Annotated in this window: 32 protein-coding genes and 1 pseudogene; 2 read left to right on the plus strand and 31 right to left on the minus strand. The window is 67.8% G+C overall.

All coding sequences use genetic code 11. The features are described from left to right. From ACWDA7_RS20445 to rpsJ, 29 genes and pseudogenes are all read right to left on the minus strand, one after another. Positions 1-347, minus strand: a pseudogene (locus tag ACWDA7_RS20445) (DNA-directed RNA polymerase subunit alpha); the annotation flags it as partial. Between the two features lie 149 nt (positions 348-496). Beyond that, complete coding sequence (rpsK, locus tag ACWDA7_RS20450) at positions 497-901, minus strand: 30S ribosomal protein S11 (RefSeq protein ID WP_003956432.1); 405 nt, start codon at positions 899-901, stop codon at positions 497-499. Positions 902-966: 65 nt separating this feature from the next. Continuing rightward, positions 967-1347, minus strand: coding sequence for a 30S ribosomal protein S13 (gene rpsM, locus ACWDA7_RS20455; protein ID WP_037680379.1), 381 nt, complete (start codon positions 1345-1347; stop codon positions 967-969). Between the two features lie 186 nt (positions 1348-1533). Continuing rightward, positions 1534-1647 carry a 50S ribosomal protein L36 gene (gene rpmJ / locus ACWDA7_RS20460; protein WP_003998809.1) on the minus strand — a complete coding sequence of 38 codons (114 nt, stop codon included), beginning with the start codon at positions 1645-1647 and terminating at the stop codon, positions 1534-1536. Positions 1648-1706: 59 nt separating this feature from the next. Next, a complete protein-coding gene (gene infA, locus ACWDA7_RS20465; RefSeq protein ID WP_003948620.1) occupies positions 1707-1928 on the minus strand; it encodes a translation initiation factor IF-1 in 222 nt (73 codons plus the stop codon). Between the two features lie 172 nt (positions 1929-2100). Beyond that, complete coding sequence (map, locus tag ACWDA7_RS20470) at positions 2101-2937, minus strand: type I methionyl aminopeptidase (protein WP_450605673.1); 837 nt, start codon at positions 2935-2937, stop codon at positions 2101-2103. A gap of 202 nt (positions 2938-3139) precedes the next feature. Continuing rightward, positions 3140-3802, minus strand: a complete 663-nt coding sequence (locus ACWDA7_RS20475) for an adenylate kinase (RefSeq protein WP_450605674.1) — start codon at positions 3800-3802, stop codon at positions 3140-3142. Beyond that, positions 3802-5115: a preprotein translocase subunit SecY gene (gene secY, locus ACWDA7_RS20480; RefSeq protein WP_450605675.1), complete on the minus strand. Its 1314-nt coding sequence runs from the start codon at positions 5113-5115 to the stop codon at positions 3802-3804. Before secY ends, ACWDA7_RS20475 begins: the two co-directional genes overlap by 1 nt. A gap of 241 nt (positions 5116-5356) precedes the next feature. Then, positions 5357-5812, minus strand: coding sequence for a 50S ribosomal protein L15 (rplO, locus tag ACWDA7_RS20485; protein WP_265566063.1), 456 nt, complete (start codon positions 5810-5812; stop codon positions 5357-5359). A 2-nt stretch (positions 5813-5814) separates the two neighbouring features. Then, positions 5815-5997 (minus strand): 50S ribosomal protein L30, encoded by a 183-nt coding sequence (rpmD, locus tag ACWDA7_RS20490; RefSeq protein WP_030174559.1) that lies wholly within the window; start codon positions 5995-5997, stop codon positions 5815-5817. Beyond that, positions 5997-6602, minus strand: coding sequence for a 30S ribosomal protein S5 (gene rpsE, locus ACWDA7_RS20495; RefSeq protein ID WP_007494753.1), 606 nt, complete (start codon positions 6600-6602; stop codon positions 5997-5999). The genes rpmD and rpsE overlap by 1 nt, the downstream gene beginning before the upstream one ends. 39 nt (positions 6603-6641) lie before the next feature. Then, a complete protein-coding gene (rplR, locus tag ACWDA7_RS20500) occupies positions 6642-7025 on the minus strand; it encodes a 50S ribosomal protein L18 (protein ID WP_450605676.1) in 384 nt (127 codons plus the stop codon). Between the two features lie 3 nt (positions 7026-7028). Beyond that, positions 7029-7568, minus strand: a complete 540-nt coding sequence (gene rplF, locus ACWDA7_RS20505; protein WP_450605677.1) for a 50S ribosomal protein L6 — start codon at positions 7566-7568, stop codon at positions 7029-7031. 24 nt (positions 7569-7592) lie between these two features. Next, positions 7593-7991: a 30S ribosomal protein S8 gene (gene rpsH, locus ACWDA7_RS20510; RefSeq protein ID WP_007384075.1), complete on the minus strand. Its 399-nt coding sequence runs from the start codon at positions 7989-7991 to the stop codon at positions 7593-7595. Positions 7992-8201: 210 nt separating this feature from the next. Next, positions 8202-8387, minus strand: coding sequence for a type Z 30S ribosomal protein S14 (locus ACWDA7_RS20515; protein ID WP_450605678.1), 186 nt, complete (start codon positions 8385-8387; stop codon positions 8202-8204). A 5-nt stretch (positions 8388-8392) separates the two neighbouring features. Continuing rightward, positions 8393-8950 (minus strand): 50S ribosomal protein L5, encoded by a 558-nt coding sequence (gene rplE, locus ACWDA7_RS20520; RefSeq protein ID WP_450605679.1) that lies wholly within the window; start codon positions 8948-8950, stop codon positions 8393-8395. Then, positions 8950-9273: a 50S ribosomal protein L24 gene (gene rplX, locus ACWDA7_RS20525; RefSeq protein WP_359396282.1), complete on the minus strand. Its 324-nt coding sequence runs from the start codon at positions 9271-9273 to the stop codon at positions 8950-8952. The genes rplE and rplX overlap by 1 nt, the downstream gene beginning before the upstream one ends. Positions 9274-9275: 2 nt before the next feature. After that, positions 9276-9644 carry a 50S ribosomal protein L14 gene (rplN, locus tag ACWDA7_RS20530; protein WP_003998823.1) on the minus strand — a complete coding sequence of 123 codons (369 nt, stop codon included), beginning with the start codon at positions 9642-9644 and terminating at the stop codon, positions 9276-9278. A 187-nt stretch (positions 9645-9831) separates the two neighbouring features. Beyond that, positions 9832-10116: a 30S ribosomal protein S17 gene (gene rpsQ, locus ACWDA7_RS20535; protein ID WP_360990539.1), complete on the minus strand. Its 285-nt coding sequence runs from the start codon at positions 10114-10116 to the stop codon at positions 9832-9834. Next, positions 10116-10340, minus strand: a complete 225-nt coding sequence (rpmC, locus tag ACWDA7_RS20540; protein WP_054217228.1) for a 50S ribosomal protein L29 — start codon at positions 10338-10340, stop codon at positions 10116-10118. Before rpmC ends, rpsQ begins: the two co-directional genes overlap by 1 nt. After that, complete coding sequence (gene rplP, locus ACWDA7_RS20545) at positions 10340-10759, minus strand: 50S ribosomal protein L16 (RefSeq protein ID WP_360990536.1); 420 nt, start codon at positions 10757-10759, stop codon at positions 10340-10342. The genes rpmC and rplP overlap by 1 nt, the downstream gene beginning before the upstream one ends. Before the next feature lie 5 nt (positions 10760-10764). Continuing rightward, positions 10765-11592: a 30S ribosomal protein S3 gene (gene rpsC / locus ACWDA7_RS20550; RefSeq protein WP_359396269.1), complete on the minus strand. Its 828-nt coding sequence runs from the start codon at positions 11590-11592 to the stop codon at positions 10765-10767. Next, a complete protein-coding gene (rplV, locus tag ACWDA7_RS20555; protein ID WP_346173381.1) occupies positions 11592-11939 on the minus strand; it encodes a 50S ribosomal protein L22 in 348 nt (115 codons plus the stop codon). Before rplV ends, rpsC begins: the two co-directional genes overlap by 1 nt. 42 nt (positions 11940-11981) lie before the next feature. Continuing rightward, a complete protein-coding gene (rpsS, locus tag ACWDA7_RS20560) occupies positions 11982-12263 on the minus strand; it encodes a 30S ribosomal protein S19 (protein WP_003948639.1) in 282 nt (93 codons plus the stop codon). Between the two features lie 12 nt (positions 12264-12275). Next, on the minus strand, positions 12276-13112 hold the full coding sequence (rplB, locus tag ACWDA7_RS20565) for a 50S ribosomal protein L2 (RefSeq protein ID WP_359396266.1): 837 nt from the start codon (positions 13110-13112) through the stop codon (positions 12276-12278). Positions 13113-13152: 40 nt separating this feature from the next. Further along, positions 13153-13572 (minus strand): 50S ribosomal protein L23, encoded by a 420-nt coding sequence (rplW, locus tag ACWDA7_RS20570; protein ID WP_450605680.1) that lies wholly within the window; start codon positions 13570-13572, stop codon positions 13153-13155. After that, positions 13572-14228 carry a 50S ribosomal protein L4 gene (rplD, locus tag ACWDA7_RS20575; RefSeq protein WP_450605681.1) on the minus strand — a complete coding sequence of 219 codons (657 nt, stop codon included), beginning with the start codon at positions 14226-14228 and terminating at the stop codon, positions 13572-13574. The genes rplW and rplD overlap by 1 nt, the downstream gene beginning before the upstream one ends. Before the next feature lie 8 nt (positions 14229-14236). Beyond that, positions 14237-14881: a 50S ribosomal protein L3 gene (gene rplC, locus ACWDA7_RS20580; RefSeq protein WP_359396257.1), complete on the minus strand. Its 645-nt coding sequence runs from the start codon at positions 14879-14881 to the stop codon at positions 14237-14239. Between the two features lie 17 nt (positions 14882-14898). Beyond that, positions 14899-15207, minus strand: coding sequence for a 30S ribosomal protein S10 (gene rpsJ / locus ACWDA7_RS20585; RefSeq protein ID WP_003948644.1), 309 nt, complete (start codon positions 15205-15207; stop codon positions 14899-14901). Positions 15208-15740: 533 nt separating this feature from the next. Here rpsJ and ACWDA7_RS20590 point away from each other — a divergent pair. Both ACWDA7_RS20590 and ACWDA7_RS20595 read left to right on the plus strand, forming a co-directional pair. Beyond that, the gene (locus ACWDA7_RS20590) at positions 15741-17402 is read left to right on the plus strand and encodes an RNA ligase family protein (RefSeq protein WP_450605682.1); all 1662 of its coding nucleotides are present in this window, start codon (positions 15741-15743) and stop codon (positions 17400-17402) included. 3 nt (positions 17403-17405) lie between these two features. Continuing rightward, a complete protein-coding gene (locus tag ACWDA7_RS20595) occupies positions 17406-20216 on the plus strand; it encodes a poly(A) polymerase (protein ID WP_450605683.1) in 2811 nt (936 codons plus the stop codon). A 246-nt stretch (positions 20217-20462) separates the two neighbouring features. Here the strand turns inward: ACWDA7_RS20595 and tuf are convergent, their stop codons facing one another. Both tuf and fusA read right to left on the minus strand, forming a co-directional pair. Next, the gene (gene tuf / locus ACWDA7_RS20600; RefSeq protein ID WP_450605684.1) at positions 20463-21656 is read right to left on the minus strand and encodes an elongation factor Tu; all 1194 of its coding nucleotides are present in this window, start codon (positions 21654-21656) and stop codon (positions 20463-20465) included. Positions 21657-21797: 141 nt separating this feature from the next. Further along, positions 21798-23924 carry an elongation factor G gene (gene fusA / locus ACWDA7_RS20605; protein WP_359396244.1) on the minus strand — a complete coding sequence of 709 codons (2127 nt, stop codon included), beginning with the start codon at positions 23922-23924 and terminating at the stop codon, positions 21798-21800. Positions 23925-23956 lie beyond the last annotated feature (32 nt).

The following is a 23956-nucleotide window of genomic DNA, read 5'->3' on the forward strand; positions in this document are numbered from 1 at the left end:
ACACCGGCCGGGGGCGCGATGTCGGCGGCGGTGACCAGACCCGGGCCCTGCTTGCGCAGGTACATCACGACCGGCTCGTCGTGCTCCGAGGAGACGACCAGCTGCTTGATGTTGAGGATCAGGTCGGTGACGTCCTCCTTGACGCCCGGCACGGTGGTGAACTCGTGCAGGACGCCGTCGATGCGGATGCTGGTGACAGCAGCGCCGGGGATCGACGACAGGAGGGTGCGGCGGAGGGAGTTACCGAGGGTGTAGCCGAAGCCCGGCTCCAGCGGCTCGATCACGAACCGGGAACGGAACTCGTCGACGACCTCCTCGGTCAACGAGGGTCGCTGAGCGATCAGCATCTGTGGATCAGATCCTTCATTCGTGGACGCCCGCTATATGACGCCCGACGGGCCGCACCTGACAGAGTGCGGGTACTGCAAGGGTACGGGCGGTACGACCCCAAGGGGCCGTACCGCCCGAAACCGCTGTCCTGCGAAGCGGCCGTGCGTCAGACGCGGCGGCGCTTCGGCGGACGGCAGCCGTTGTGCGGGGTCGGGGTGACGTCCTGGATGGAGCCGACCTCGAGGCCCGTGGCCTGCAGGGAGCGGATCGCGGTCTCACGACCGGAACCCGGGCCCTTCACGAACACGTCGACCTTGCGCATGCCGTGCTCCTGGGCGCGGCGGGCGGCCGACTCGGCGGCCATCTGCGCGGCGAACGGCGTGGACTTCCGGGAGCCCTTGAAGCCGACGTGGCCGGCGGAGGCCCAGGAGATCACGTTGCCGGACGGGTCCGTGATCGAGACGATCGTGTTGTTGAACGTGCTCTTGATGTGCGCGTGGCCGTGAGCGACGTTCTTCTTTTCCTTGCGGCGCACCTTCTTGGCAGCGCCCTGACGACCCTTGGGGGGCATCTACTAACTCCTACGGGAGGTGGTCGGTCCTACAGCGAAGACCGTGGACAGATGTCCGCTGCGGACTACTTCTTGCCCGGCTTCTTCTTGCCGGCGATGGCGCGACGCGGGCCCTTGCGGGTACGGGCGTTGGTGCTGGTGCGCTGACCGCGGACGGGCAGACCGCGACGGTGACGGAGACCCTGGTAGCAACCGATCTCCACCTTGCGGCGGATGTCGGCCTGGATCTCACGACGGAGGTCACCCTCGGTCTTGATGTTGTTGTCGACGTACTCGCGGATCGCGACGAGCTGCTCCTCGGAGAGGTCGCGAACACGGGTGTTCGGGTCGATGCCGGTCTCCGCCAGCGTCAGCTGGGAGAGCGTCCGGCCGATGCCGAACACATAGGTGAGGGCGACCTCCACGCGCTTTTCGCGCGGGATGTCAACACCGGAAACGCGTGCCATTCAATGGCTCCTGGTGATCTTCGGAGGTCTTCCGCAGAGCCGGCTCCCGACCGCCGTACGAGGTACGAACCGGGTCCCCGGCCTCCGAACCGGGGGTATCGGAACCGTATGGCTCCGGGCACTGCGTATGAACATATTCAGCTTGCGTCGCGCGAATTTCTGCGGATGCAGAGGTGCGGTCGTGCGTCAGCCCTGGCGCTGCTTGTGGCGCGGGTTCTCACAGATGACCATGACCCGACCGTGACGGCGGATCACCCTGCACTTGTCGCAGATCTTCTTGACGCTCGGCTTGACCTTCATGGGATTGAGGTTCTCCGGGTCAGTGCCACCACCCCGCCGGAGCGGAGTGCGGGCAAGATCTACTTGTATCGGTAGACGATCCGGCCACGCGTCAGGTCGTACGGAGACAACTCCACCACGACCCGGTCGTCAGGGAGGATGCGGATGTAGTGCATACGCATCTTGCCGCTGATGTGTGCCAGGACCTGGTGGCCGTTCTGGAGCTCGACCTTGAACATGGCGTTCGGAAGAGACTCGACGACAGTGCCCTCGATCTCGATGGCACCTTGCTTCTTGGCCACGCTTCGCCCTTCGAATCGACTACCTTGATCGACTCAGGGTCCCGCATGCGGACATGCGAATACACGAGAGCCGACGAGTCAGTCTACGCCAGGCCCCTCGGAAAGACGAATCGTGGAAGTCTGCCCCATGCGCGAGATCATCATGCGCGCGGGGCCCCTCAGGCCGCCGGACTCAGGCCAGCGGGTCCGGGGCCGTCGTGATGCCGTATTCGGCGAGCTTCGCCTTACCGCCGTCCGGGGCCGTCAGGACCAGCGGGCCCTGCTCCGTCAGGGCGACGGAGTGCTCCCAGTGCGAGGACCAGGTGCCGTCCGTGGTGATCACGGTCCAGTCGTCCTCGAGCACCTCGGTCTTCGGCGTCCCCAGCGACACCATCGGCTCGATGGCGAGGCAGAAGCCGGGCACCAGCTTGGGGCCCTTGCCCCGGCGCCGGTCGACATAGTTCAGCAGATGCGGGTCCATGTGCATCTCGGTGCCGATGCCGTGCCCGCCGTAGTCCTCGATGATCCCGTACCTGCCGCCGCCCGGCTTCGGCTGCCGGCGGATGTACGTCTCGATCGCCCGGGAGACGTCGACGAGCCGGTTGCCCTGCTTCACCGCCGCGATCCCGGCCCACATCGACTCCTCGGTCACCCGGGACAGCTCGATCAGCTCCGGAGCGTGACCGGACCCCACGAAGACGGTGTACGCGGCATCCCCGTGCCAGCCGTCCACGATGGCGCCAGCGTCGATGGAGATGATGTCCCCGTCCTTGAGCACGACCTCGTCGGAGGGGATGCCGTGGACCACGACCTCGTTCGCCGAGGTGCAGATCGTCGCGGGGAAGCCTCCGTAGCCCAGGAAGTTCGACTTCGCCCCGTGCTCGGCGAGGACCTTGCGCGCCACCTCGTCCAGGTCCTTCGTCGTGGCCCCGGGAACGGCCGCCTCGCGGGTGGCCGCATGCACAGCGGCGACGACCAGCCCCGCCTCACGCATCTTGGCGATCTGCTCAGGGGTCTTGATCTGCACCATGGGGGCTGCGGCCTTTCTGGACCTGGAGATGACGGACACCATCAACGATAAGGGGCGGCCGATACTGCCCGGCCGCGCTCGGTGCCGGCGCCCGCTCGGGTCGGCCGGGATCCGGGTCCGGAAGCCGCGGCCGCGTCCGAGGGACCGCACACCACGGCCGCGGTCCCGAGTCGGGACCGCGGCCGGTGAGCGGTGAGGGCGACTACTTGGCGTCGACCTTCTGCTTGAGCGCCTCCATCGCGCGGCGGGTGACCTCTTCCACCTTGCCGAGCGCGGAGATCGTGGCTACCAGGCCCTGCGCCTTGTAGTAGTCGATGATCGGCTCGGTCTGCTGGTGGTAGACCTCCAGCCGCTTGCGGACGGTCTCCTCGGAGTCGTCGTCGCGCTGGTAGAGCTCGCCACCGCAGACGTCGCAGACGCCCGCCTGCTTCGGAGGCTTGTACGACTCGTGGAAGACGTGCGACGGCTCGTTGCGGCAGACCCGGCGGCCCGCGATGCGCTTGACGACCTCTTCCTCGGGGACCTCGAGGTCGAGGACCGCGTCCAGCTTCATGCCCTCGCTCTTGAGCATGTCGTCCAGCGCCTCGGCCTGCTGCACATTGCGCGGGAAGCCGTCCAGCAGGAAGCCGTTCTTCGCGTCCGGCTGCTCCATGCGGTCCTTGGCCATCGCGATGGTGACCTCGTCCGGTACCAGTTCGCCCTTGTCCATGAAGGACTTCGCCAGCTTGCCGAGTTCCGTCTGCTGGCTGATGTTGGCGCGGAACAGGTCGCCCGTGGAGATGTGCGGGATCGACAGGTTCTTGGCGAGGAACGCGGCCTGCGTTCCCTTGCCGGCACCGGGCGGTCCGACGAGGACGATTCGCATCAGCGGAGGAACCCTTCGTAATTGCGCTGCTGGAGCTGGCTCTCGATCTGCTTCACCGTCTCGAGACCGACACCCACGATGATCAGGATGCTGGTGCCACCGAACGGGAAGTTCTGGCTCGCCCCGAAGCCAACCAACGCCACTGTCGGTACGAGAGCAATCAGACCCAGGTACAGCGATCCCGGCCAGGTGATCCGGTTGAGCACGTACGAGAGGTACTCAGCGGTGGGCCGACCGGCCCGGATGCCCGGGATGAAGCCACCATACTTCTTCATGTTGTCCGCGACTTCCTCGGGGTTGAACGAGATGGCCACGTAGAAGAACGCGAAGAAAACAATCAGCAAGAAGTACAGAGTGATGTAAATCGGGTGGTCGCCCTTGGTCAGGTTCTGCTGGATCCAGGCTTTCCACCCCGAACCGCCCCCGGCGAACTGCGCGATCAGGGCCGGAATGTACAGCAGCGACGAGGCGAAGATGACGGGGATCACACCCGCCTGGTTCACCTTGAGCGGGATGTACGTGGACGTACCGCCGTAGGAACGCCGGCCGATCATGCGCTTCGCGTACTGGACCGGGATGCGCCGCTGCGCCTGCTCGACGAAGACCACCAGGCCGACCATGACCAGACCGACGGCGATGACGGTGCCGAACTCGATCCAGCCGCCCGCCAGGGTGCCCTGCTTCTTGATGGCCCACAGCGCGGACGGGAAGGTCGCGGCGATCGAGATGAACATCAGGATGGACATGCCGTTGCCGATACCGCGGTCGGTGATCAGCTCGCCGAGCCACATGACGACGGCCGTACCGGCGGTCATGCAGATGACCATCGTGATGGTGCTGAAGATCGACTGATCCGGGACGATCGAGGTCGCCACCGGGCAGCCCGAGAACAGGGCGCCGCTGCGGGCGGTGGCCACCAGGCCCGTGCCCTGGAGGATCGCCAGCGCCACCGTCAGGTAACGGGTGTACTGCGTGATCTTCGTCGTACCCGCCGAGCCCTCCTTCTTCAGGGCCTCGAGACGGGGGATGACCACGGTCAGCAGCTGGAGAATGATGCTCGCCGTGATGTAGGGCATGATGCCCAGCGCGAAGATCGTGATCTGCAGCAGCGCGCCGCCGCTGAACATGTTGACCAGACCGAACAGGCCCTGGTTGCCCTTGGCGACATCGATACAAGTCTGGACGCTCTTGTAGTCGACGCCCGGGATCGGGATGTGCGTACCGACCCGGTACACCACGATGATGGCGAGCGTGAAGAGCAGCTTCTTGCGCAGGTCGGGCGTCCTGAACGCCCGGGCGAACGCGGTGAGCACGGTGCCTCCTGCGACCCCCGCGCGACTGCGTCAAGGGTGACGGTCTTGAGATTCCGACTGGACAACGACATGAGTAACGGTCGACTACCGCCCAGAGTGCCCGTACTGCGGCGCCCTGTGAAAGTTGGCAGTGCTGGCCACCTTACCGGCGAGACTGCCCCCTTGGAACGACCAACCGGGGATACCCCGATGTGGGATATCCCCGGCGGGATCGTTCAGGCCATCGAGGCGTCCGAGGGAATCAGACGAGCTCGGTGACGGTACCGCCGGCGGCGGTGATCTTCTCCTTGGCGGAGCCGGAGACGGCGTCGACCGTCACCTGCAGCGCCACGGAGACCTCGCCCTGGCCCAGGACCTTGACGAGGCTGTTCTTGCGAACGGCGCCCTTGGCCACCAGGTCCTCGACCGTGACCTCGCCACCCTCGGGGTAGAGCGCGGCCAGCTTGTCGAGGTTCACGACCTGGAACTCGGTCTTGAACGGGTTCTTGAAGCCCTTCAGCTTCGGGAGGCGCATGTGCAGCGGCATCTGGCCACCCTCGAAGCGCTCCGGAACCTGGTAGCGGGCCTTGGTGCCCTTGGTACCACGACCGGCCGTCTTACCCTTCGACGCCTCACCACGACCCACACGGGTCTTGGCGGTCTTGGCGCCCGGGGCGGGACGGAGGTTGTGGATCTTGAGCGGGTTCTGCTCCGCCATGATCAGTCGACCTCCTCGACCGTCACGAGGTGGCGGACGGTGTGCACCATGCCGCGGAACTCGGGGCGGTCCTCCTTGACGACCACGTCACCCAGGCGCTTGAGGCCCAGGGAACGCAGGGTGTCACGGTGGTTCTGCTTGCTGCCGATGTAGGACTTGACCTGCGTGATCTTGAGCTGTGCCATCACGCACCCGCCCCGGCACGCGCACGCAGCAGGGCCGCGGGAGCGACGTCCTCGAGCGGCAGACCACGGCGGGCCGCGACCTCCTCGGGACGCTGCAGGCCCTTCAGGGCCGCCACGGTCGCGTGCACGATGTTGATCGCGTTGTCGGAGCCGAGCGACTTCGACAGGATGTCGTGGATACCGGCGCACTCGAGCACGGCACGCACCGGACCACCGGCGATAACACCGGTACCCGGGGACGCGGGCTTGAGCAGCACGACGCCGGCAGCCTTCTCACCCTGGATCGGGTGCGGGATGGTGCCCTGGATCCGGGGGACCTTGAAGAAGTGCTTCTTGGCCTCCTCAACGCCCTTGGCGATGGCGGCCGGCACCTCCTTGGCCTTGCCGTATCCGACACCCACGGTGCCGTCACCGTCGCCCACCACGACCAGCGCGGTGAAGCTGAAGCGACGACCACCCTTCACAACCTTGGCGACACGGTTGATCGCGACGACGCGCTCAACGTACGCGGTCTTCTCGGCGGCAGCAGCGCCGCCGTCACGGCCCTTCCGGTCCCGCCGCTCGCCGCCACCGGCACCGCCACCGCGGCGCTGGGGTCCAGCCATTGGAATTACCTCTCTCTGTTTCCGCTAGCTACGGCAGGCTCAGAACTTGAGCCCGGCTTCGCGGGCGGCGTCCGCCAGGGCGGCGATGCGCCCGGCGTACTGGTTGCCACCACGGTCGAACACGACAGCCTCGACACCGGCGGCCTTGGCACGCTCGGCGACCAGGGCGCCGACCTGCTTGGCCTGCGCGGACTTGTCGCCCTCGCCACCACGGACCGAGGTGTCCAGCGTGGACGCCGATGCCAGGGTGTGGCCCTTGAGGTCGTCGATCACCTGCGCCACGATGTGGCGGTTGGAGCGGGTCACGACCAGACGCGGACGCTCCGCCGTACCCGAAACCCGCTTGCGGATCCGGAGGTGACGGCGCTTGATCGCGGCGCGCTTGTAGGCGTCGCCCTTGAGGATCTTCTGTCCGTATGCCATGGCTTACTTGCCCGCCTTTCCGACCTTGCGGCGGATGACTTCGCCCTCGTACTTGACGCCCTTGGCCTTGTACGGGTCGGGCTTGCGCAGCTTGCGGATGTTGGCCGCAACCTCGCCGACCTTCTGCTTGTCGATGCCCTCGACCGAGAAACGGGTGGGGGCCTCCACCTTGAAGGTGATGCCCTCGGGGGCCTCGACGGTGATCGGGTGGCTGTAGCCGAGCGCGAACTCGAGGTTCGAGCCCTTGGCGGTCACGCGGTAACCGACACCGCTGATCTCGAGCTTCTTCACGTAACCCTGGGTCACGCCGGTGATCATGTTCGCCACCAGCGTGCGGGACAGGCCGTGCAGGGCCTTGTTCTGACGCTCGTCGTTGGGGCGGGTGACGTTCAGAACGCCGTCCTCACCCTTGACGATCTCGATCGGCGCCACGACGGTGTGGGTCAGCGTGCCCTTGGGGCCCTTGACCGAGACCGTGTTGCCGTCGATGGTGACGTCCACGCCGGCGGGAACCGCGATGGGGAGCTTGCCGATGCGCGACATAGCTGTTTCCTCCGTTCCCTTCCGTTACCAGACGTAGGCGAGGACTTCTCCGCCTACGCCCTTCTTGCCGGCCTGCTTGTCGGTGAGGAGCCCGTGGGACGTGGAGATGATCGCCACGCCGAGGCCGCCGAGCACCTTCGGCAGGTTGGTGGACTTCGCGTACACCCGGAGACCGGGCTTGGAGATCCGCTTGATGCCCGCGATGGAGCGCTCACGGTTCGGGCCGAACTTCAGCTCGAGGACGAGGTTCTTGCCGACCTCGGCGTCCTCGACCTTCCAGCCCGTGATGAAGCCCTCCTGCTGGAGGATCTCTGCGATGTGCGACTTGATCTTCGATGCCGGCATCGTCACGGAGTCGTGGTATGCCGAGTTCGCGTTCCGCAGACGCGTAAGCATGTCTGCGATCGGATCAGTCATGGTCATGAAGTGGCCTTCGGCCTCTCTCGCCGGGGTTTCCTGGTGCGCCATCCCTCTCCCCGATCCGAGACGGGACGGGTGCGGCGCGGTGGACCTACGGCGTAGTAAGTCGTACGGGCGGCAGACGCCCAACCCCACAAGCCTAATGCATGTGAGTTGGGCCGCCTGTCGACCCAGATGCTTACCGAGAGCCTGGCATCAACCCAACTGGGCTGGTTACCAGGAGCTCTTGGTCACGCCCGGCAGCTCGCCACGGTGAGCCATCTCACGAAGGCACACGCGGCACAGGCCGAACTTGCGGTACACGGAGTGCGGACGGCCGCAGCGCTGGCAGCGGGTGTACGCGCGCACACCGAACTTGGGCTTGCGAACAGCCTTGGCAATCAGAGCCTTCTTCGCCATCTCGCTTACGCCTCCTTGAACGGGAAGCCGAGGTGACGAAGGAGCGCGCGGCCCTCAGCGTCGTTGGTCGCCGTGGTGACCACGGTGATGTCCATACCCCGGGTACGGTCGATCTTGTCCTGGTCGATCTCGTGGAACATGACCTGCTCCGTGAGACCGAAGGTGTAGTTGCCACGGCCGTCGAACTGCTTGGGGGACAGACCGCGGAAGTCGCGGATGCGCGGCAGCGCGAGCGACAGGGTGCGGTCCAGGAACTCCCACATGCGGTCGCCACGAAGCGTGACGTGGGCACCGATCGGCTGGCCCTCGCGCAGCTTGAACTGCGCGATGGACTTACGGGCCTTGGTGACGGCCGGCTTCTGACCGGTGATCGTGGTGAGGTCGCGGATGGCGCCCTCGATCAGCTTGGAGTCGCGGGCGGCGTCGCCCACACCCATGTTGACCACGATCTTGACGAGGCCCGGGATCTGCATGACGTTCTCGTACTTGAACTCGTCACGCAGCTTGCCCGCGATCTCCTCGCGGTACTTGTGCTTCAGACGCGGAGTGGTGGTGGTCGCCATCAGATGTCCTCACCCGTCCGCTTGGCAACGCGGATCTTGTTGCCGTTGTCGTCGAAGCGGTAGCCGACACGCGTGACGACCTTGTTGCCGTCCTTCTCCACGACCAGCTGAACGTTGGACACGTGGATCGGGGCCTCGGTGGTCACGATGCCGCCGGCCTGCGAACCGCTGGCGGTCGGGCCGGCCTTGGTGTGCTTCTTGACCCGGTTGACACCCTCGACCAGGACACGCTCGTCGCGCGGGTAAGCGGCAATGACCTTGCCCTGCTTGCCCTTGTCCTTACCGGTGATGACCTGGACCAGGTCGCCCTTCTTGATCTTCATGCTTACAGCACCTCCGGCGCGAGCGAGATGATCTTCATGAACTTCTTCTCGCGCAGCTCACGGCCGACCGGGCCGAAGATGCGGGTGCCGCGAGGGTCGCCGTCGTTCTTGAGAATGACGGCGGCGTTCTCGTCGAAGCGGATGTACGAGCCGTCCGGACGGCGGCGCTCCTTGACGGTGCGAACGATGACCGCCTTGACGACGTCACCCTTCTTCACGTTGCCACCGGGGATCGCGTCCTTGACGGTGGCGACGATGACGTCACCGATGCCCGCGTAGCGGCGACCGGAGCCACCGAGCACACGGATGCAAAGGATCTCCTTCGCACCAGTGTTGTCGGCGACACGCAGTCGCGACTCCTGCTGGATCACGTCTATCTCCTGATCGTCTGCCGGTTCCCTCCGGGTGTTGAGGCCGGAGAGCCTGGCGGAACTGTCCTGCGGGAGGTGCCCCGCAGGAATTACTTACGCCTCTTCAGGCGGAAACCCACGCCGGGGGCCGGGACCTGACGGTACGGCCCCCAGCGGTGGTCAGCCGGGGCTTCGCAGCCCCCGCTGGTTACTTCGCCTTCTCGAGGATCTCGACGACGCGCCAGCGCTTGCTCGCGGACAGCGGCCGGGTCTCCATGAGGAGGACGCGGTCGCCGACACCCGCGGCGTTCTGCTCGTCGTGCGCCTTGAGCTTGTTCGTACGGCGGATGACCTTGCCGTACAGCGCGTGCTTGACGCGGTCCTCGACGGCGACGACGACGGTCTTGTCCATCTTGTCGCTGACGACGAGACCCTCGCGGGTCTTGCGGAAGCCGCGCGCCTCAGTGTTCTCAGTCACGTTCTTCTCGCTCATCAGGCGTTCTCCACCGTTTCGATGCCCAGCTCACGCTCGCGCATCAGGGTGTAGATCCGCGCGATGTCCTTGCGGACCGCCTTCAGACGGCCGTGGTTCTCGAGCTGGCCCGTCGCCGCCTGGAAGCGGAGGTTGAACAGCTCTTCCTTGGCCTCGCGGAGCTTGTCCAGAAGCTCCTCGTTGCCCAGCTCGCGCAGCTCGGACGCCTTGGTACCGGCCGACATCACGCTTCACCTGCCTCGCGCTTGACGATCCGGCACTTCATCGGCAGCTTGTGGGCCGCACGGGTCAGCGCCTCACGGGCGATCTTCTCGTTGGGGTACGACAGCTCGAACATCACGCGTCCGGGCTTGACGTTGGCGATCCACCACTCCGGAGAACCCTTACCGGAACCCATGCGGGTCTCAGCGGGCTTCTTGGTGAGCGGACGGTCCGGGTAGATGTTGATCCAGACCTTGCCGCCACGCTTGATGTGACGGGTCATGGCGATACGAGCGGCCTCGATCTGACGGTTCGTCACATACGCCGGGGTGAGCGCCTGGATGCCGTACTCGCCGAACGCAATCTGCGTGCCGCCCTTGGCAGCGCCGTCGCGCTTCGGGTGGTGCTGCTTGCGGTGCTTGACCCTACGGGGGATCAGCATGTCGGTCAGGCCTCCGTTCCGGTGCTCTCAGCCGGAGCGGCAGCGGGAGCGTCGGCCTTGGGGGCCTCGGCAGCCGGAGCCTGCTGCGGCTTGCGGCCGCGCCCGCCGCGCTCGCCACCGCGGCCACCACGGGCCGGGCGGTCGGCACCACCGCGGGCCGGGCGGTTACCCGCACGGGCGGCAGCGTTCTCGGCGCGGACCTCGGCGATGTTCTTGACGTCGCCCTTGTAGATCCAGACCTTCACACCGATACGGCCGAAGGTCGTCTTGGCCTCGAAGAAGCCGTAGTCCACGTTCGCGCGGAGCGTGTGCAGGGGCACACGGCCCTCGCGGTAGAACTCCGAGCGGGACATCTCGGCGCCGCCGAGGCGGCCACCGCACTGGATCTTGATGCCCTTGGCGCCCGCCTTCATCGCCGACTGCATGCTCTTACGCATGGCGCGGCGGAAGGAGACGCGGGAGGAGAGCTGCTCGGCGACGGCCTGGGCAACCAGCTGAGCGTCGGTCTCGGGGTTCTTGACCTCGAGGATGTTCAGCTGGACCTGCTTGCCCGTGAGCTTCTCGAGGTCGCCGCGGATGCGGTCGGCCTCGGCGCCACGGCGGCCGATGACGATGCCCGGACGCGCGGTGTGGATGTCCACGCGGACGCGGTCACGGGTGCGCTCGATCTCGACCTTGGAGATGCCGGCGCGCTCCATGCCGGACGTCATCATCCGACGGATGGAGACGTCTTCCTTGACGTAGTCCTTGTACAGCTTGTCGGCGTACCAACGCGACTTGAAGTCGGTCGTGATACCGAGCCGGAACCCATGCGGGTTTACCTTCTGGCCCATTACCGGGTTCCTTCCTTGCTGCTGACGACCACGGTGATGTGGCTGGTCCGCTTGCGGATCCGGTAGGCACGGCCCTGGGCACGCGGACGGAACCGCTTCAGGGTCGGGCCCTCATCGACGTAGGCCTCGGAGATGAAGAGGCTGTCGACATCGGTGTGGTCGTAGTTGTGCGCGGCGTTGGCAATGGCGCTGTCCAGCACCTTGCCGACCGGCACGCTCGCGGCCTGCGGGGCGAAACGCAGGACCGCCTGAGCCTCCGTGGCGTTCATGCCACGGATGAGGTCCACCACGCGGCGGGCCTTCATGGGCGTGACGCGGATGTACCGCGCCTGGGCCCTGGCTTCCATGGTTGTCCTTCCAGTGTCTGTCATGGTCATTCCACCCCGCTGCTAGCGGCGCTTCGACTTCCGGTCGTCCTTGACGTGACCCCGGAAGGTGCGCGTCGGCGAGAACTCGCCGAGCTTGTGGCCGACCATCGACTCGGTGACAAACACCGGAATGTGGGTCTTGCCGTTGTGCACCGCGATCGTGTGGCCGAGCATGGCCGGGACGATCATCGAGCGGCGGGACCAGGTCTTGATGACGTTCTTGGTGCCGGCTTCGTTCTGGACATCCACCTTCTTGATCAGGTGGTCGTCGACGAAGGGCCCCTTCTTGAGACTGCGCGGCATCTAAACCCGCTCCTAGCGCTTCTTGTTCGTCTTGCGGCGGCGGACGATGTACTTGTCGCTCGCCTTCTTGGCGGAACGAGTACGGCCTTCCTTCTGGCCCCACGGGGACACCGGGTGGCGGCCACCGGAGGTACGGCCCTCACCACCACCGTGCGGGTGGTCCACGGGGTTCATGACCACACCACGCACGGTCGGGCGGACGCCCAGCCAGCGCTTGCGGCCGGCCTTGCCCCAGTTGATGTTCGACTGCTCGGCGTTGCCGACCTCGCCGACAGTGGCGCGGCAGCGGACGTCGACCAGGCGGATCTCGCCGGACGGCATGCGCAGGTGGGCGTAGGCGCCCTCCTTCGCGAGCAGCTGCACGGAGGCACCGGCCGAGCGGGCGAACTTGGCGCCACCGCCCGGACGCAGCTCGATGGCGTGCAGGGTCGTACCGACCGGGATGTTGCGCAGGGCCAGGTTGTTGCCCGGCTTGATGTCGGCCCCGGGACCGTTCTCGACGCGGTCACCCTGCTGCAGGTTGCGCGGGGCGAGGATGTAGCGCTTCTCGCCGTCGGCGTAGTGCAGCAGCGCGATGCGCGCGGTGCGGTTGGGGTCGTACTCGATGTGCGCGACCTTCGCCGGCACGCCGTCCTTGTCGTGACGACGGAAGTCGATCACTCGGTAGGCGCGCTTGTGTCCGCCACCCTGGTGGCGAACGGTCACACGACCGGTGTTGTTACGGCCGCCCTTGCTGTGCAGGGGACGGACCAGCGACTTCTCCGGCGTGGACCGCGTGACCTCGACGAAGTCGGCGACGCTGGCGCCACGACGGCCCGGCGTAGTCGGCTTGTACTTGCGGATTCCCATTTCTCAGTCCTCGTCCGATATCGGACGATCCGGACCGCCCTTAGGCGGTCGGACCGCCGAAGATGTCGATACGGTCGCCCTCGGCGAGGGTCACGATCGCGCGCTTGGTGGCGGCGCGCTGGCCGAAGCCCGTGCGGGTCCGCTTGCGCTTGCCCTGGCGGTTGATCGTGTTGACCCCGGTGACCTTGACCGAGAAGACCGCCTGGACGGCCTCCTTGATCTGGGTCTTGTTCGCGCTCGGGGCAACGACGAACGTGTACTTGTTCTCGTCGAGGAGCGCGTAGCTCTTCTCCGACACGACCGGCTTCAGCAGGACGTCACGGGGGTCCGTGTACGCCTTGCTCGCCGGGGTGACGACGGTGTTCTTGCCCTCGGCGGCGTGGCGACGCGCCTTGGCGACGCGTGCGGCCTTGGCGGCCTTGGCGGCCTTCGAGGCAATGGCGGGGTGACGGATAGCCATCAGGCCTCGCTCCCTTCGGTGTCGTTGGCCTTCGGGCCGGACACGAAGGACTCGAAAGCGGCCTGGGTGAAGACCACGTCGTCGGAGACGATCACGTCGTACGTGTTCAGCTGGCCCGGCTCCAGGATGTGGACCTGGGGCAGGTTGCGGGCGGACAGCCACGCGGCCTCGTCGGCGCGCTCGACGACCAGGAGCAGGTTCTTGCGCTCCGAGATCTTGCCGAACAGCGTCCTGGCGGCCTTGGTGGAGGGGGTCTCGCCCTCGATCACGCCGGTGACGACGTGGATGCGGTTGTGGCGGGCCCGGTCGGTGAGGGCGTGGCGCAGGGCCGCGGCCTTCATCTTCTTCGGGGTCCGCTGCGAGTAGTCACGCGGCACGGGACCGTGCACGACGCCACCACCGGCGAACTGCGGCGCGCGGGTCGAACCCTGACGGGCGCGGCCGGTGCCCTTCTGGCGGTACGGCTTCCTGCCGCCACCACGGACCTCGGCACGGGTCTTGGTCTTGTGCGTGCCCTGGCGGGCAGCCGCGTTCTGCGCGACGACGACCTGGTGGATCAGCGGAATGCTGACCTTCTCCACGCCGAAGATCTCCGCGGGGAGTTCGACGCTACCGGCCTTCTCGCCGGCAGGCGAAAGGATGTCAACAGTGCTCATCGGTTACCTCAGGCCCCCTTGGCCGCGGTGCGGACCAGGACGAGGCCGCCGTTCGGACCGGGAACCGCGCCCTTGATGAGCAGCAGACCCTTCTCCGCGTCAACGGCGTGGACGGTCAGGTTCTGGGTGGTGACGCGCTCGTTGCCCATGCGACCCGCCATGCGGACGCCCTTGAACACACGGCCCGGGGTGGCGCAGCCACCGATCGAACCGGGAGAGCGGTGCTTGCGCTGAACGCCGTGCCCGGCGCCGAGGCCCTTGAAGTTGTGACGCTTCATGACACCGGCGAAGCCCTTGCCCTTGCTCTTGCCGGTGACGTCGACCCTCACACCAGCCTCGAACACCTCAGCGGTGATCTCCTGGCCGAGGGTGTACTCGGAGGCATCCGACGTGCGGATCTCGACGAGGTGACGACGCGGGGTGACGTCCGCCTTGGCGAAGTGGCCCTTGAGGGGCTTGTTCACCTTGCGCGGGTCGATCTCACCGAAGGCGATCTGGACGGACTCGTAGCCGTCGGCGTCGTTCGTACGGACCTGGGTGACGACGTTCGGCCCGGCCTTGACGACGGTCACGGGGACGACACGGTTGTTCTCGTCCCAGACCTGCGTCATACCGAGCTTCTCGCCCAGGATGCCCTTGATCTGCTTGGTCATCTCTCAGATCACCGGCCTCAGAGCTTGATCTCGATGTCGACACCGGCCGGGAGGTCGAGTCGCATCAGAGAGTCAACGGTCTTGGGGGTCGGGTCGAGGATGTCGATCAGGCGCTTGTGGGTGCGCATCTCGAAGTGCTCGCGCGAGTCCTTGTACTTGTGCGGCGACTTGATGACGCAGTACACGTTCTTCTCAGTGGGCAGCGGCACCGGGCCCGCGACCGACGCACCAGTACGGGTCACCGTTTCGACGATCTTCTTCGCCGAGGAGTCGATGACCTCGTGGTCGTAGGCCTTGAGCCGGATGCGGATCTTCTGTCCCGCCATGGCTACTTCGTAGTCCTGTCTCTTTTACGCTCTGGAACCCGGCGTTCCAGTCTTCCCTCCTCCGACCCACGTGGTCGGGCGTGTCGCGCTCCCGCTGACACAGATGCCCCTTGTTCGAACATCCCTGCTGGGGAACACGGCCCTTCCGGAACCGCGAGACCGGGGGCGGACCCGCCGGGTACCTGGCCGGTGCCGCACCCACGCTTCCCGGAAGATTCCCGTACGTCCGCCCCAGCGCTGCCGTGAGGCAGTTAGGGCGACGAGTACTGTGGGACTCGCTTCCGGTCCTCCCGGCGGGAGGCGCACAGCATCAACACTCGACCGAGCAACCCCGCTAGTCTGCCATAGAGGGCGGGGCGCTGGCCAATCGAGCCGGAGAGGATACCCGGACGGTTCCGCGGGTCAAACCCGGCTCGCCCCATCACAGCCGACCCGCGGGTCCGCACCCGGGGACCGCGGATAATCCCTCGCCCGCCGCCGCGCCGCGATCCTACGCTGACCAGGTACATCGGCCGTCACGGGGGACGTTCACCATGCGCACGCACTATCCGCGGACCCCGCATCTGCCCTGGTCCCCCGGCGCGACCGCCGATGATCTGCGGGTCACCGACCTGTCCGGGCTGCGCGGCCGCGAGGTCGTCGTCACCGAGAAGCTCGACGGTGAGAACACCACCCTCTACGCCGACGGCCTGCACGCCCGCTCGCTCGACTCGGCCCACCATCCCTCCCGCACCTGGGTCAAGGCGCTCCAGGCACGCATCGGGCCCGCCATACCCGAGGGCTGGCGGGTGTGCGGGGAGAACATGTACGCCCGCCACTCGATCGCGTACGACGCCCTGGAGAGCTGGTTCTACGGCTTCTCGGTGTGGGACGGCGACGGCCGCTGCCTGGACTGGGACCGGACGGTGGCCTTTCTGCACGGGCTCGGCATTCCCGCGCCGCGGGTGCTGTGGCGAGGCGTGTTCGACGAGCGGGCCCTGCGCGCTCTGCCGGTGGATCCCGGGCGCCAGGAGGGGTACGTCGTCCGGGTCGCGGACGGGTTCGGCGCGGAGGAGTTCGGGGAGCGCGTGGCCAAGTGGGTGCGCGCCGGGCATGTGCGGACGGACACGCACTGGATGCACGCGGCCGTCGTCGAGAACGGGCTCGGGCCGAGCGCCGCGTTGTGGGCGGTGCGCTCCGGGGCGGCTGTCGACGCGGCGGCGTTGGAGGAGGCCGTCGGGTTGCGCGGCGAGGGCGACCGACGGGCCGCCGCCCGGTTCGATCCGGCGGAGCGGTCGGGTGACGACCGGCTCGCCGGCGTACTGGCCGCGCTGCTGCACGGGGGCAGACGAGGGCGGCTCGCGGCACGGCTCGCCGGGGTGGTGGGCATGCCGCTCGCACGCCGGGTCGCCGATCTCGTGGGACTGCACCCGGCACTGCACCGGCCGTATCCGGACGCGGACCGGCGGTCCGGCCTGGTGCGGCTGTCCTACGCCGCCGACCTAGGTCTGCTGCACGCGGTCGCCCGGGCCACCGCGGCGACGGACGAGGCACGCGAGCAGGTGGAGTGGTCGGCGCTGCACGCCGAGTCCATCCGGGGGATGGACGAGGACGCGTTGCGGGAGGCGTTCGCCGAGCTGCCGGCCGATGCCGCCGTCCGGTGCCGGGCCGAGGCGCGCGAGGCGTACGCCGCGGGGCGGATCAACGGTGTCGACGAGGCGGTCGCCGCGACCTGGCGCTGGCGCTCCGGCGCCTTCCCGCAGCTGATCCAGATGGTCGGCCCGGCCGGCAGCGGCAAGAGCACCTTCGCCCAGGCGCTCCCGGACGTGGACGCGTACGTCTCCCTGGACGATCTGCGCGAGGCGCGCGGTGCACGCGCCGACCAGCGGGCGAACAAGGAGGTCCTGCGCGAGGGGCTCGGCCTGCTGGACAGGACGCTGGCAGCCGGAGGGACCGCGGTCTGGGACGCCACGTCCCTGAACAAGCAGCAGCGCTCGATCGTGCACGCGACCGCCCGCCATCATGATGCCCTGATCACCCACGCCGTGGTCCTGGTCGACGAGGACGAGCTGGTCCGGCGCAACGCCCACCGTGAGCACCCGGTGCCGCCCGCGGTTCTCACCGAGCAGTTGCGCCGCTTCGGCCCGCCGTATCCGGGCGACGCGCATCGCACCTGGTACATCGGCGCGAGCGGAACCGTCGAGGAAGAGGTCTGACCGGTGCGCACGAGCGAGGAGATCTATCACCGGGTGCGCTGGGACGCACGCTTCGACCCGGCCCGCTTCGTACTGGGCATCCTTCAGCGCGGCGCCGGTCCGAAGCGTGTTCCGCTGCCCGTGTTCGTACCCGGCGGCGAGATCCCGTGGCACCGGGTGCTGTTCTTCGAGGCGGACGGCGAGGTGGTGTGGGACCGGGCCACAGGTGTGGACCGGATCGACGCGACAGGGGCCGGTCGGGTGCGGGAGGTCCGGCTGCTGCGGGCACCGTTCTTCACGGCCCGTACGCCGCACGTCTGGGACGGCGAGGACTGGGTGCCCGCACGCCCGTACGCGGCCGCCTCCGGCCCCCTCGCGGACTCCGGCGGTGTGCGGGTGCTGACCTGGAACACCCTCTGGGACCGGTACGACGCCGACCGCATCGACAGCGCCCGGCGCAGGCCCGAGCTGCTGCGGGCCCTGCGTGACGCCGATGTGGACGTGATCGCGTTGCAGGAGGCCGAGGCGGATCTCCTGGCCTTGCTGCTGCGCGACCCATGGGTGCGGGCGGGCTGGACGCTGGGGACGGACCCGCGGGGACCGGACGTGGACACGTGCGGGCTGCTGCTCCTGAGCAGGTTGCCCGTCCGCGAGGCCGCGTCCCATGTGCTGGGCCCGCACAAGGCGGTGACCGCCCTCGTCGTGGAGACGGGCATGCGGCCCCTCGTCGTCGCGGCGACGCATCTGAGCAGCGACCACTCCGAGAACGGTGCGGACCGGCGCGCTGCCGAACTGGCCCGGATCGCCGAGGGGTTGGCGGAACTGAATGCCGACCTGATCCTGGTGGGCGACTTCAACGAGGGTGGTGACACACCGCAGCTGACGCTGGGGATGCGCGACGCGTGGAGCGAGGCGCACGGCGTCGGCGACACGACCCCGACCTTCGACCCGGGCACCAACCCGCTGGCCGCGATCTCCTCCCTGTCCGGCCGGGCATCCCGACTGGACCGGGTGCTGCTGCGCGGGGACGGTCTGCGGGTACGACGGGCCGAGCTGTGCGGCGACAAGCCCGCGGCGGAGGGGCTGTACCTCTCCGATCACTACGGTGTGCTGGCCGAGGTGACATCGGACGCAACGGAGGGAGACGCCCGCGACCGTCTCGACGCCCGGCCGACGCCCCGTACGGCACTGGCGTGGATCCCTCCCCGGGAACTGTGGCCGCCGCTGCAGGACATCCGCCGGGACCACGACCCGCAGATCCACCGCTGGCCCCCGCACGTGAACCTGCTCTTCGGATTCGTACCTGAACACGCCTTCGAACAGGCGGCATCGGTGCTCGCGGCGGCCCCCACGGCTCCCTTCGACGCCCGGCTGGAGGGTGTGCACTCGTTCGGCCACCGCGACCACGCCACCGTCTGGCTCGACCCTGCGGCCGGTGGCGAGGAGCCGTGGGCCGAGCTGCACCGCACCCTCCTGCGCCACTTCCCGCGCTGCCGGGGCCGCCACGCGGGCTTCACCCCTCATCTGAGTCTGGGCCGCACCACCGACCCGCACGCCCTGGCCGCCGTGTGCGAGGCCCGGCTCGCCCCGATGCCGGCCAGGGTCGGCGAGCTGTCGCTGCTCTCGCGGCGCGGGGACGAGCCGATGCGGGTGCGCGGGACGGTGGCGCTGGGCACGGGCGAGGTCCGCTGGACGGCGGAGACCCCTGAGTACGGATACGAAGCCGCCACGGCCGCCGACTCCGCCGTGGCCGACCGGATCACGCGCCGCATCGAGGACGCGATCCGCGACGGCGTCGTGCATGTCGCCGGCTCCCGGCGCATGGGCTGCGCGCTGCCCGGCGCGGACCTGGACCTGGTGGCGGCGGTGCCCGGCACCGTTGAACTCGCCGCCGTACAGGCGAAGTTGACAGCCTCCCTCCCCGAGGCGGCCGACGTGCGCGAGGTGGTCGGGGCACGCGTACCCGGTCTGCGGTTGCGGCTCGACGGGCTGGACGTGGACCTGGTCGTCGTGGCCACCGGCTCGATGGACCCCGCCGAGGCGGTGGAGCGCCGGGCCGAGCTGGGCGAGGCGGCAGCGGTCGCGCTCAGCGCGGTGAGCGACGGCGACGCCGTGCTCACCTCGGCGGGCGCACACGGGCCGGCCTTCGCGCGGCTGGCCACGCAGGTCAAGACATGGGCGAAGGCCCGGGGCCTGGACTCGGCACCGTTCGGGGGCCTGCCGGGCTTGGCCTGGTCCGTCCTGGCGGCCCGCACGGCGAGCGAGGCCGGGGACCTGCCGGCGCCCGATCTGCTGCGGCACTTCTTCGCGACCTGGGCGGCCTGGGACTGGCACGAGGAGGTGGCGCCGGCGGGACGCGAGGACGATCGGGCCCAGCCCCTCCCCCTCACCATCACGACGCCCTCCGCCCCGGTGCGCTCCTGCACGGACCAGGTCACGGCCAGCATGCGCGACCTCGTCACCGGGGAGCTGTTCCGTGCCTGGGAGTTGCTGGACACGACCACGGACCCGTACCCCTGGGCCGAGCTCCTGGCCCCTCCCCCGCTCCACCGCCGCCACGCGGCCTGGGCGGTCGTGACGGTGGGCGCGGGGGCGGACGAGGGGCGGGTACGGGGCAGAATGCGGGCCCTCGTCACCGACCTCGCGGAGGCGGCCCCGGCCTGCCACGCCTGGCCCCGCCCCTTCGCCACGGCTCCCGCCCGCTACGCCATCGGCCTGGGCCCCACCCCACCGACCGCCGACCAGCTCGCGGCCGTCGCGGAACGCCGACTGCGCGGACTGACCGGGGTCACACTCACGAGGGCCGAGGGGGGCGAGGTTCCGACCCTGCGCTGAGCGCCGGGGCTCCCAAACGCACTCGGCGAGTCTCAGCCGCCCGGGAGCTTCGCCCGCAACCGGTCGAAGACCACCTCGCAGTGCTGCTGCGGCGCCCTTGGTGAGGAGTGCAGGTGCTCCCCCGATCACCCGGATGCGCGCACCCCCGGCGCCGCAGGCGTGACACCGCACAACGCGAAGAGGCCCGTACGACCGGAGTCGTACGGGCCTCTTCAGGTCAGCTGATGACCCTCAAGCAAGCGGAACTTACTTGTTGATCTTGGTGACCTGGCCGGCGCCCACGGTGCGACCACCCTCACGGATGGCGAACTTCAGGCCCTCTTCCATGGCGATGGGCTGGATGAGCTCCACCTTCATCTCGGTGTTGTCACCCGGCATGACCATCTCGGTGCCCTCGGGGAGGGTCACGACGCCGGTCACGTCCGTCGTACGGAAGTAGAACTGCGGGCGGTAGTTGTTGAAGAACGGCGTGTGGCGGCCACCCTCGTCCTTGGACAGGATGTAGGCCTGCGCCTCGAACTCGGTGTGCGGGGTGACCGAGCCCGGCTTGATGATGACCTGGCCGCGCTCGACGTCCTCGCGCTTGATGCCGCGGAGCAGCAGACCGACGTTCTCACCGGCCTGGCCCTCGTCGAGCAGCTTGCGGAACATCTCGATGCCGGTGACCGTGGTGGTGGTCTTCTCGGTCTTGATGCCGATGATGTCGACGGTCTCGTTGACCTTGAGGATACCGCGCTCGATACGGCCGGTGACGACGGTGCCACGACCGGTGATCGTGAAGACGTCCTCGATCGGCATCAGGAACGGCTTGTCGACGTCGCGCTCCGGCTCCGGGATCGACTCGTCGACGGCCTTCATCAGGTTGAGGACCGACTCGGTCCACTTGGCGTCGCCCTCGAGCGCCTTCAGGGCGGAGACCTGGACGACCGGAACGTCGTCGCCCGGGAACTCGTACTCGGAGAGGAGCTCACGGACCTCGAGCTCGACGAGCTCCAGGATCTCCTCGTCGTCCACCATGTCGGCCTTGTTCAGGGCGACGACGATGTACGGAACGCCGACCTGGCGGGCCAGGAGCACGTGCTCCTTGGTCTGCGGCATCGGGCCGTCGGTGGCGGCGACCACCAGGATCGCGCCGTCCATCTGGGCGGCACCGGTGATCATGTTCTTGATGTAGTCCGCGTGACCCGGGCAGTCGACGTGGGCGTAGTGACGCGACTCGGTCTGGTACTCGACGTGCGCGATGGAGATGGTGATACCGCGCTGACGCTCCTCGGGCGCCTTGTCGATGTTGTCGAACGGGGTGGCCTCGTTCAGGTCCGGGTACGCGTCGTGCAGCACCTTGGTAATGGCGGCCGTGAGGGTCGTCTTACCGTGGTCGATGTGACCGATGGTGCCGATGTTGACGTGCGGCTTAGTCCGCTCGAACTTCGCCTTCGCCACTGGGGTCCTCCTGTGGAGTGGTTCTGTACGCCTTACTCATCGGCGCCAGGTGATCTTTGCTGGGGTGCCGCCCGCCGGGGTCCTTCACGGGGAAGAACCCCAGGCGGTCGGTGTCAAGCCTAAAGCGTGCAACGGGGTGCGTTACTCGCCCTTGGCCTTCGCGATGATCTCCTCGGCGACGTTCCGGGGAACCTCGGCGTAGGAGTCGAACTGCATCGAGTAGCTCGCGCGACCCGACGTCTTGCTGCGGAGGTCGCCGACGTAGCCGAACATCTCCGACAGCGGAACCAGGCCCTTCACGACACGGGCGCCGGCACGCTCCTCCATGGCCTGGATCTGACCACGGCGGGAGTTGATGTCACCGATGACCTCACCCATGTAGTCCTCGGGCGTGGTGACCTCGACGGCCATCATCGGCTCGAGCAGCACGGGGCTGGCCTTGCGCGCGGCCTCCTTGAAGGCCTGCGAGCCGGCGATCTTGAAGGCGAGCTCGGAGGAGTCGACCTCGTGGTAGCCACCGTCGATCAGCGTGACGCGCACGCCGGTCATCTCGTAGCCGGCGAGGATGCCGAACTGCATGGCCTCCTGCGCACCGGCGTCGACCGAAGGGATGTACTCCTTCGGGATACGACCACCGGTCACCTTGTTCACGAACTCGTACGAGGCGTCGCCGCCCTCGATGGGCTCGATCGCGATCTGGACCTTGGCGAACTGACCGGTACCACCGGTCTGCTTCTTGTGGGTGTAGTCCACACGCTCGACGGCCTTGCGGATCGTCTCGCGGTACGCGACCTGCGGCTTGCCGACGTTGGCCTCGACCTTGAACTCACGGCGCATACGGTCGACCAGCACCTCGAGGTGCAGCTCGCCCATACCACCGATGATGGTCTGGCCGGTCTCCTCGTCCGAGTGAACCTGGAAGGACGGGTCCTCCTCGGCCAGGCGCTGGATCGCGACGCCCAGCTTCTCCTGGTCGCCCTTCGACTTGGGCTCGATGGCGACCTGGATGACCGGAGCCGGGAAGTCCATGGACTCCAGGATGACCGGGTTCTTGTCGTCGGCCAGCGTCTCACCGGTGGTGGTCTGCTTCAGGCCCATGACGGCGACGATGTCGCCGGCGCCCACCGACTCGATCTCCTCACGCTTGTTGGCGTGCATGCGGTAGATCTTGCCGATGCGCTCCTTCTTGCCCTTGACGGAGTTCAGCACCGCGGTGCCGGACTCCAGGCGGCCCGAGTAGACCCGGACGAAGGTGAGCTTGCCGAGGTGCGGGTCGCTCATGATCTTGAACGCCAGCGCGGACAGCGGCTCCGCGTCGGACGGCTTGCGCTTGACGACCTCCTCCGGGTCGTTGACGGCGTGGCCCTCGATGGCCTCGACGTCAAGCGGGGAGGGGAGGTAGCGCACGACCGCGTCGAGCAGGGGCTGGACGCCCTTGTTCTTGAACGCGGTACCGCAGAACACCGGGGTGACCGTGGTGTCCTTGGACTTGCCGGAGGCGATGGTGATACGACGAATCGCGGCATACAGCTGCTCCTCGGAGGGCTCCTCGCCCTCCAGGTACAGCTCCATGATCTCTTCGTCGTTCTCGGCGACGGCCTCGAGCAGCTTGCCGCGCCACTCGTCGGCAGCCTCGGTGTGCGTGGCCGGGATGTCGACGACGTCGTACATCTCGCCCTTGGTCGCCTCGGCGGACCACACGAGCGCCTTCATGCGGACCAGGTCCACAACGCCCTTGAAGTCGGCCTCGGCACCGATCGGCAGCTGCATGACCAGCGGCTGCGCACCCAGGCGGTCGGAGATCATGTCGACGCAGCGGTGGAACTCGGCACCGGTGCGGTCGAGCTTGTTGACGAAGCAGATACGCGGAACGCCGTAGCGGTCCGCCTGACGCCACACCGTCTCGGACTGCGGCTCCACGCCGGCGACGCCGTCGAACACCGTCACGGCACCGTCGAGCACGCGCAGGGAGCGCTCCACCTCGACCGTGAAGTCGACGTGGCCCGGGGTGTCGATGATGTTGATGGTGTGGTCGACGTCTTCCAGCGGCCAGTGACAGGTGGTGGCAGCAGAGGTGATCGTGATGCCACGCTCCTGCTCCTGCTCCATCCAGTCCATGGTGGCAGCGCCGTCGTGGACCTCACCGATCTTGTACGAAACGCCGGTGTAGAACAGGATCCGCTCGGTGGTGGTCGTCTTGCCCGCGTCGATGTGGGCCATGATCCCGATGTTGCGGACCTTGGCCAGGTCAAGTGAAGTGGTAGCCATGAGGCTTCAGTCTTCTCTCGGTCTCGATGTGG

The sequence above is a fragment of the Streptomyces sp. NPDC001156 genome (genome assembly GCF_053598275.1).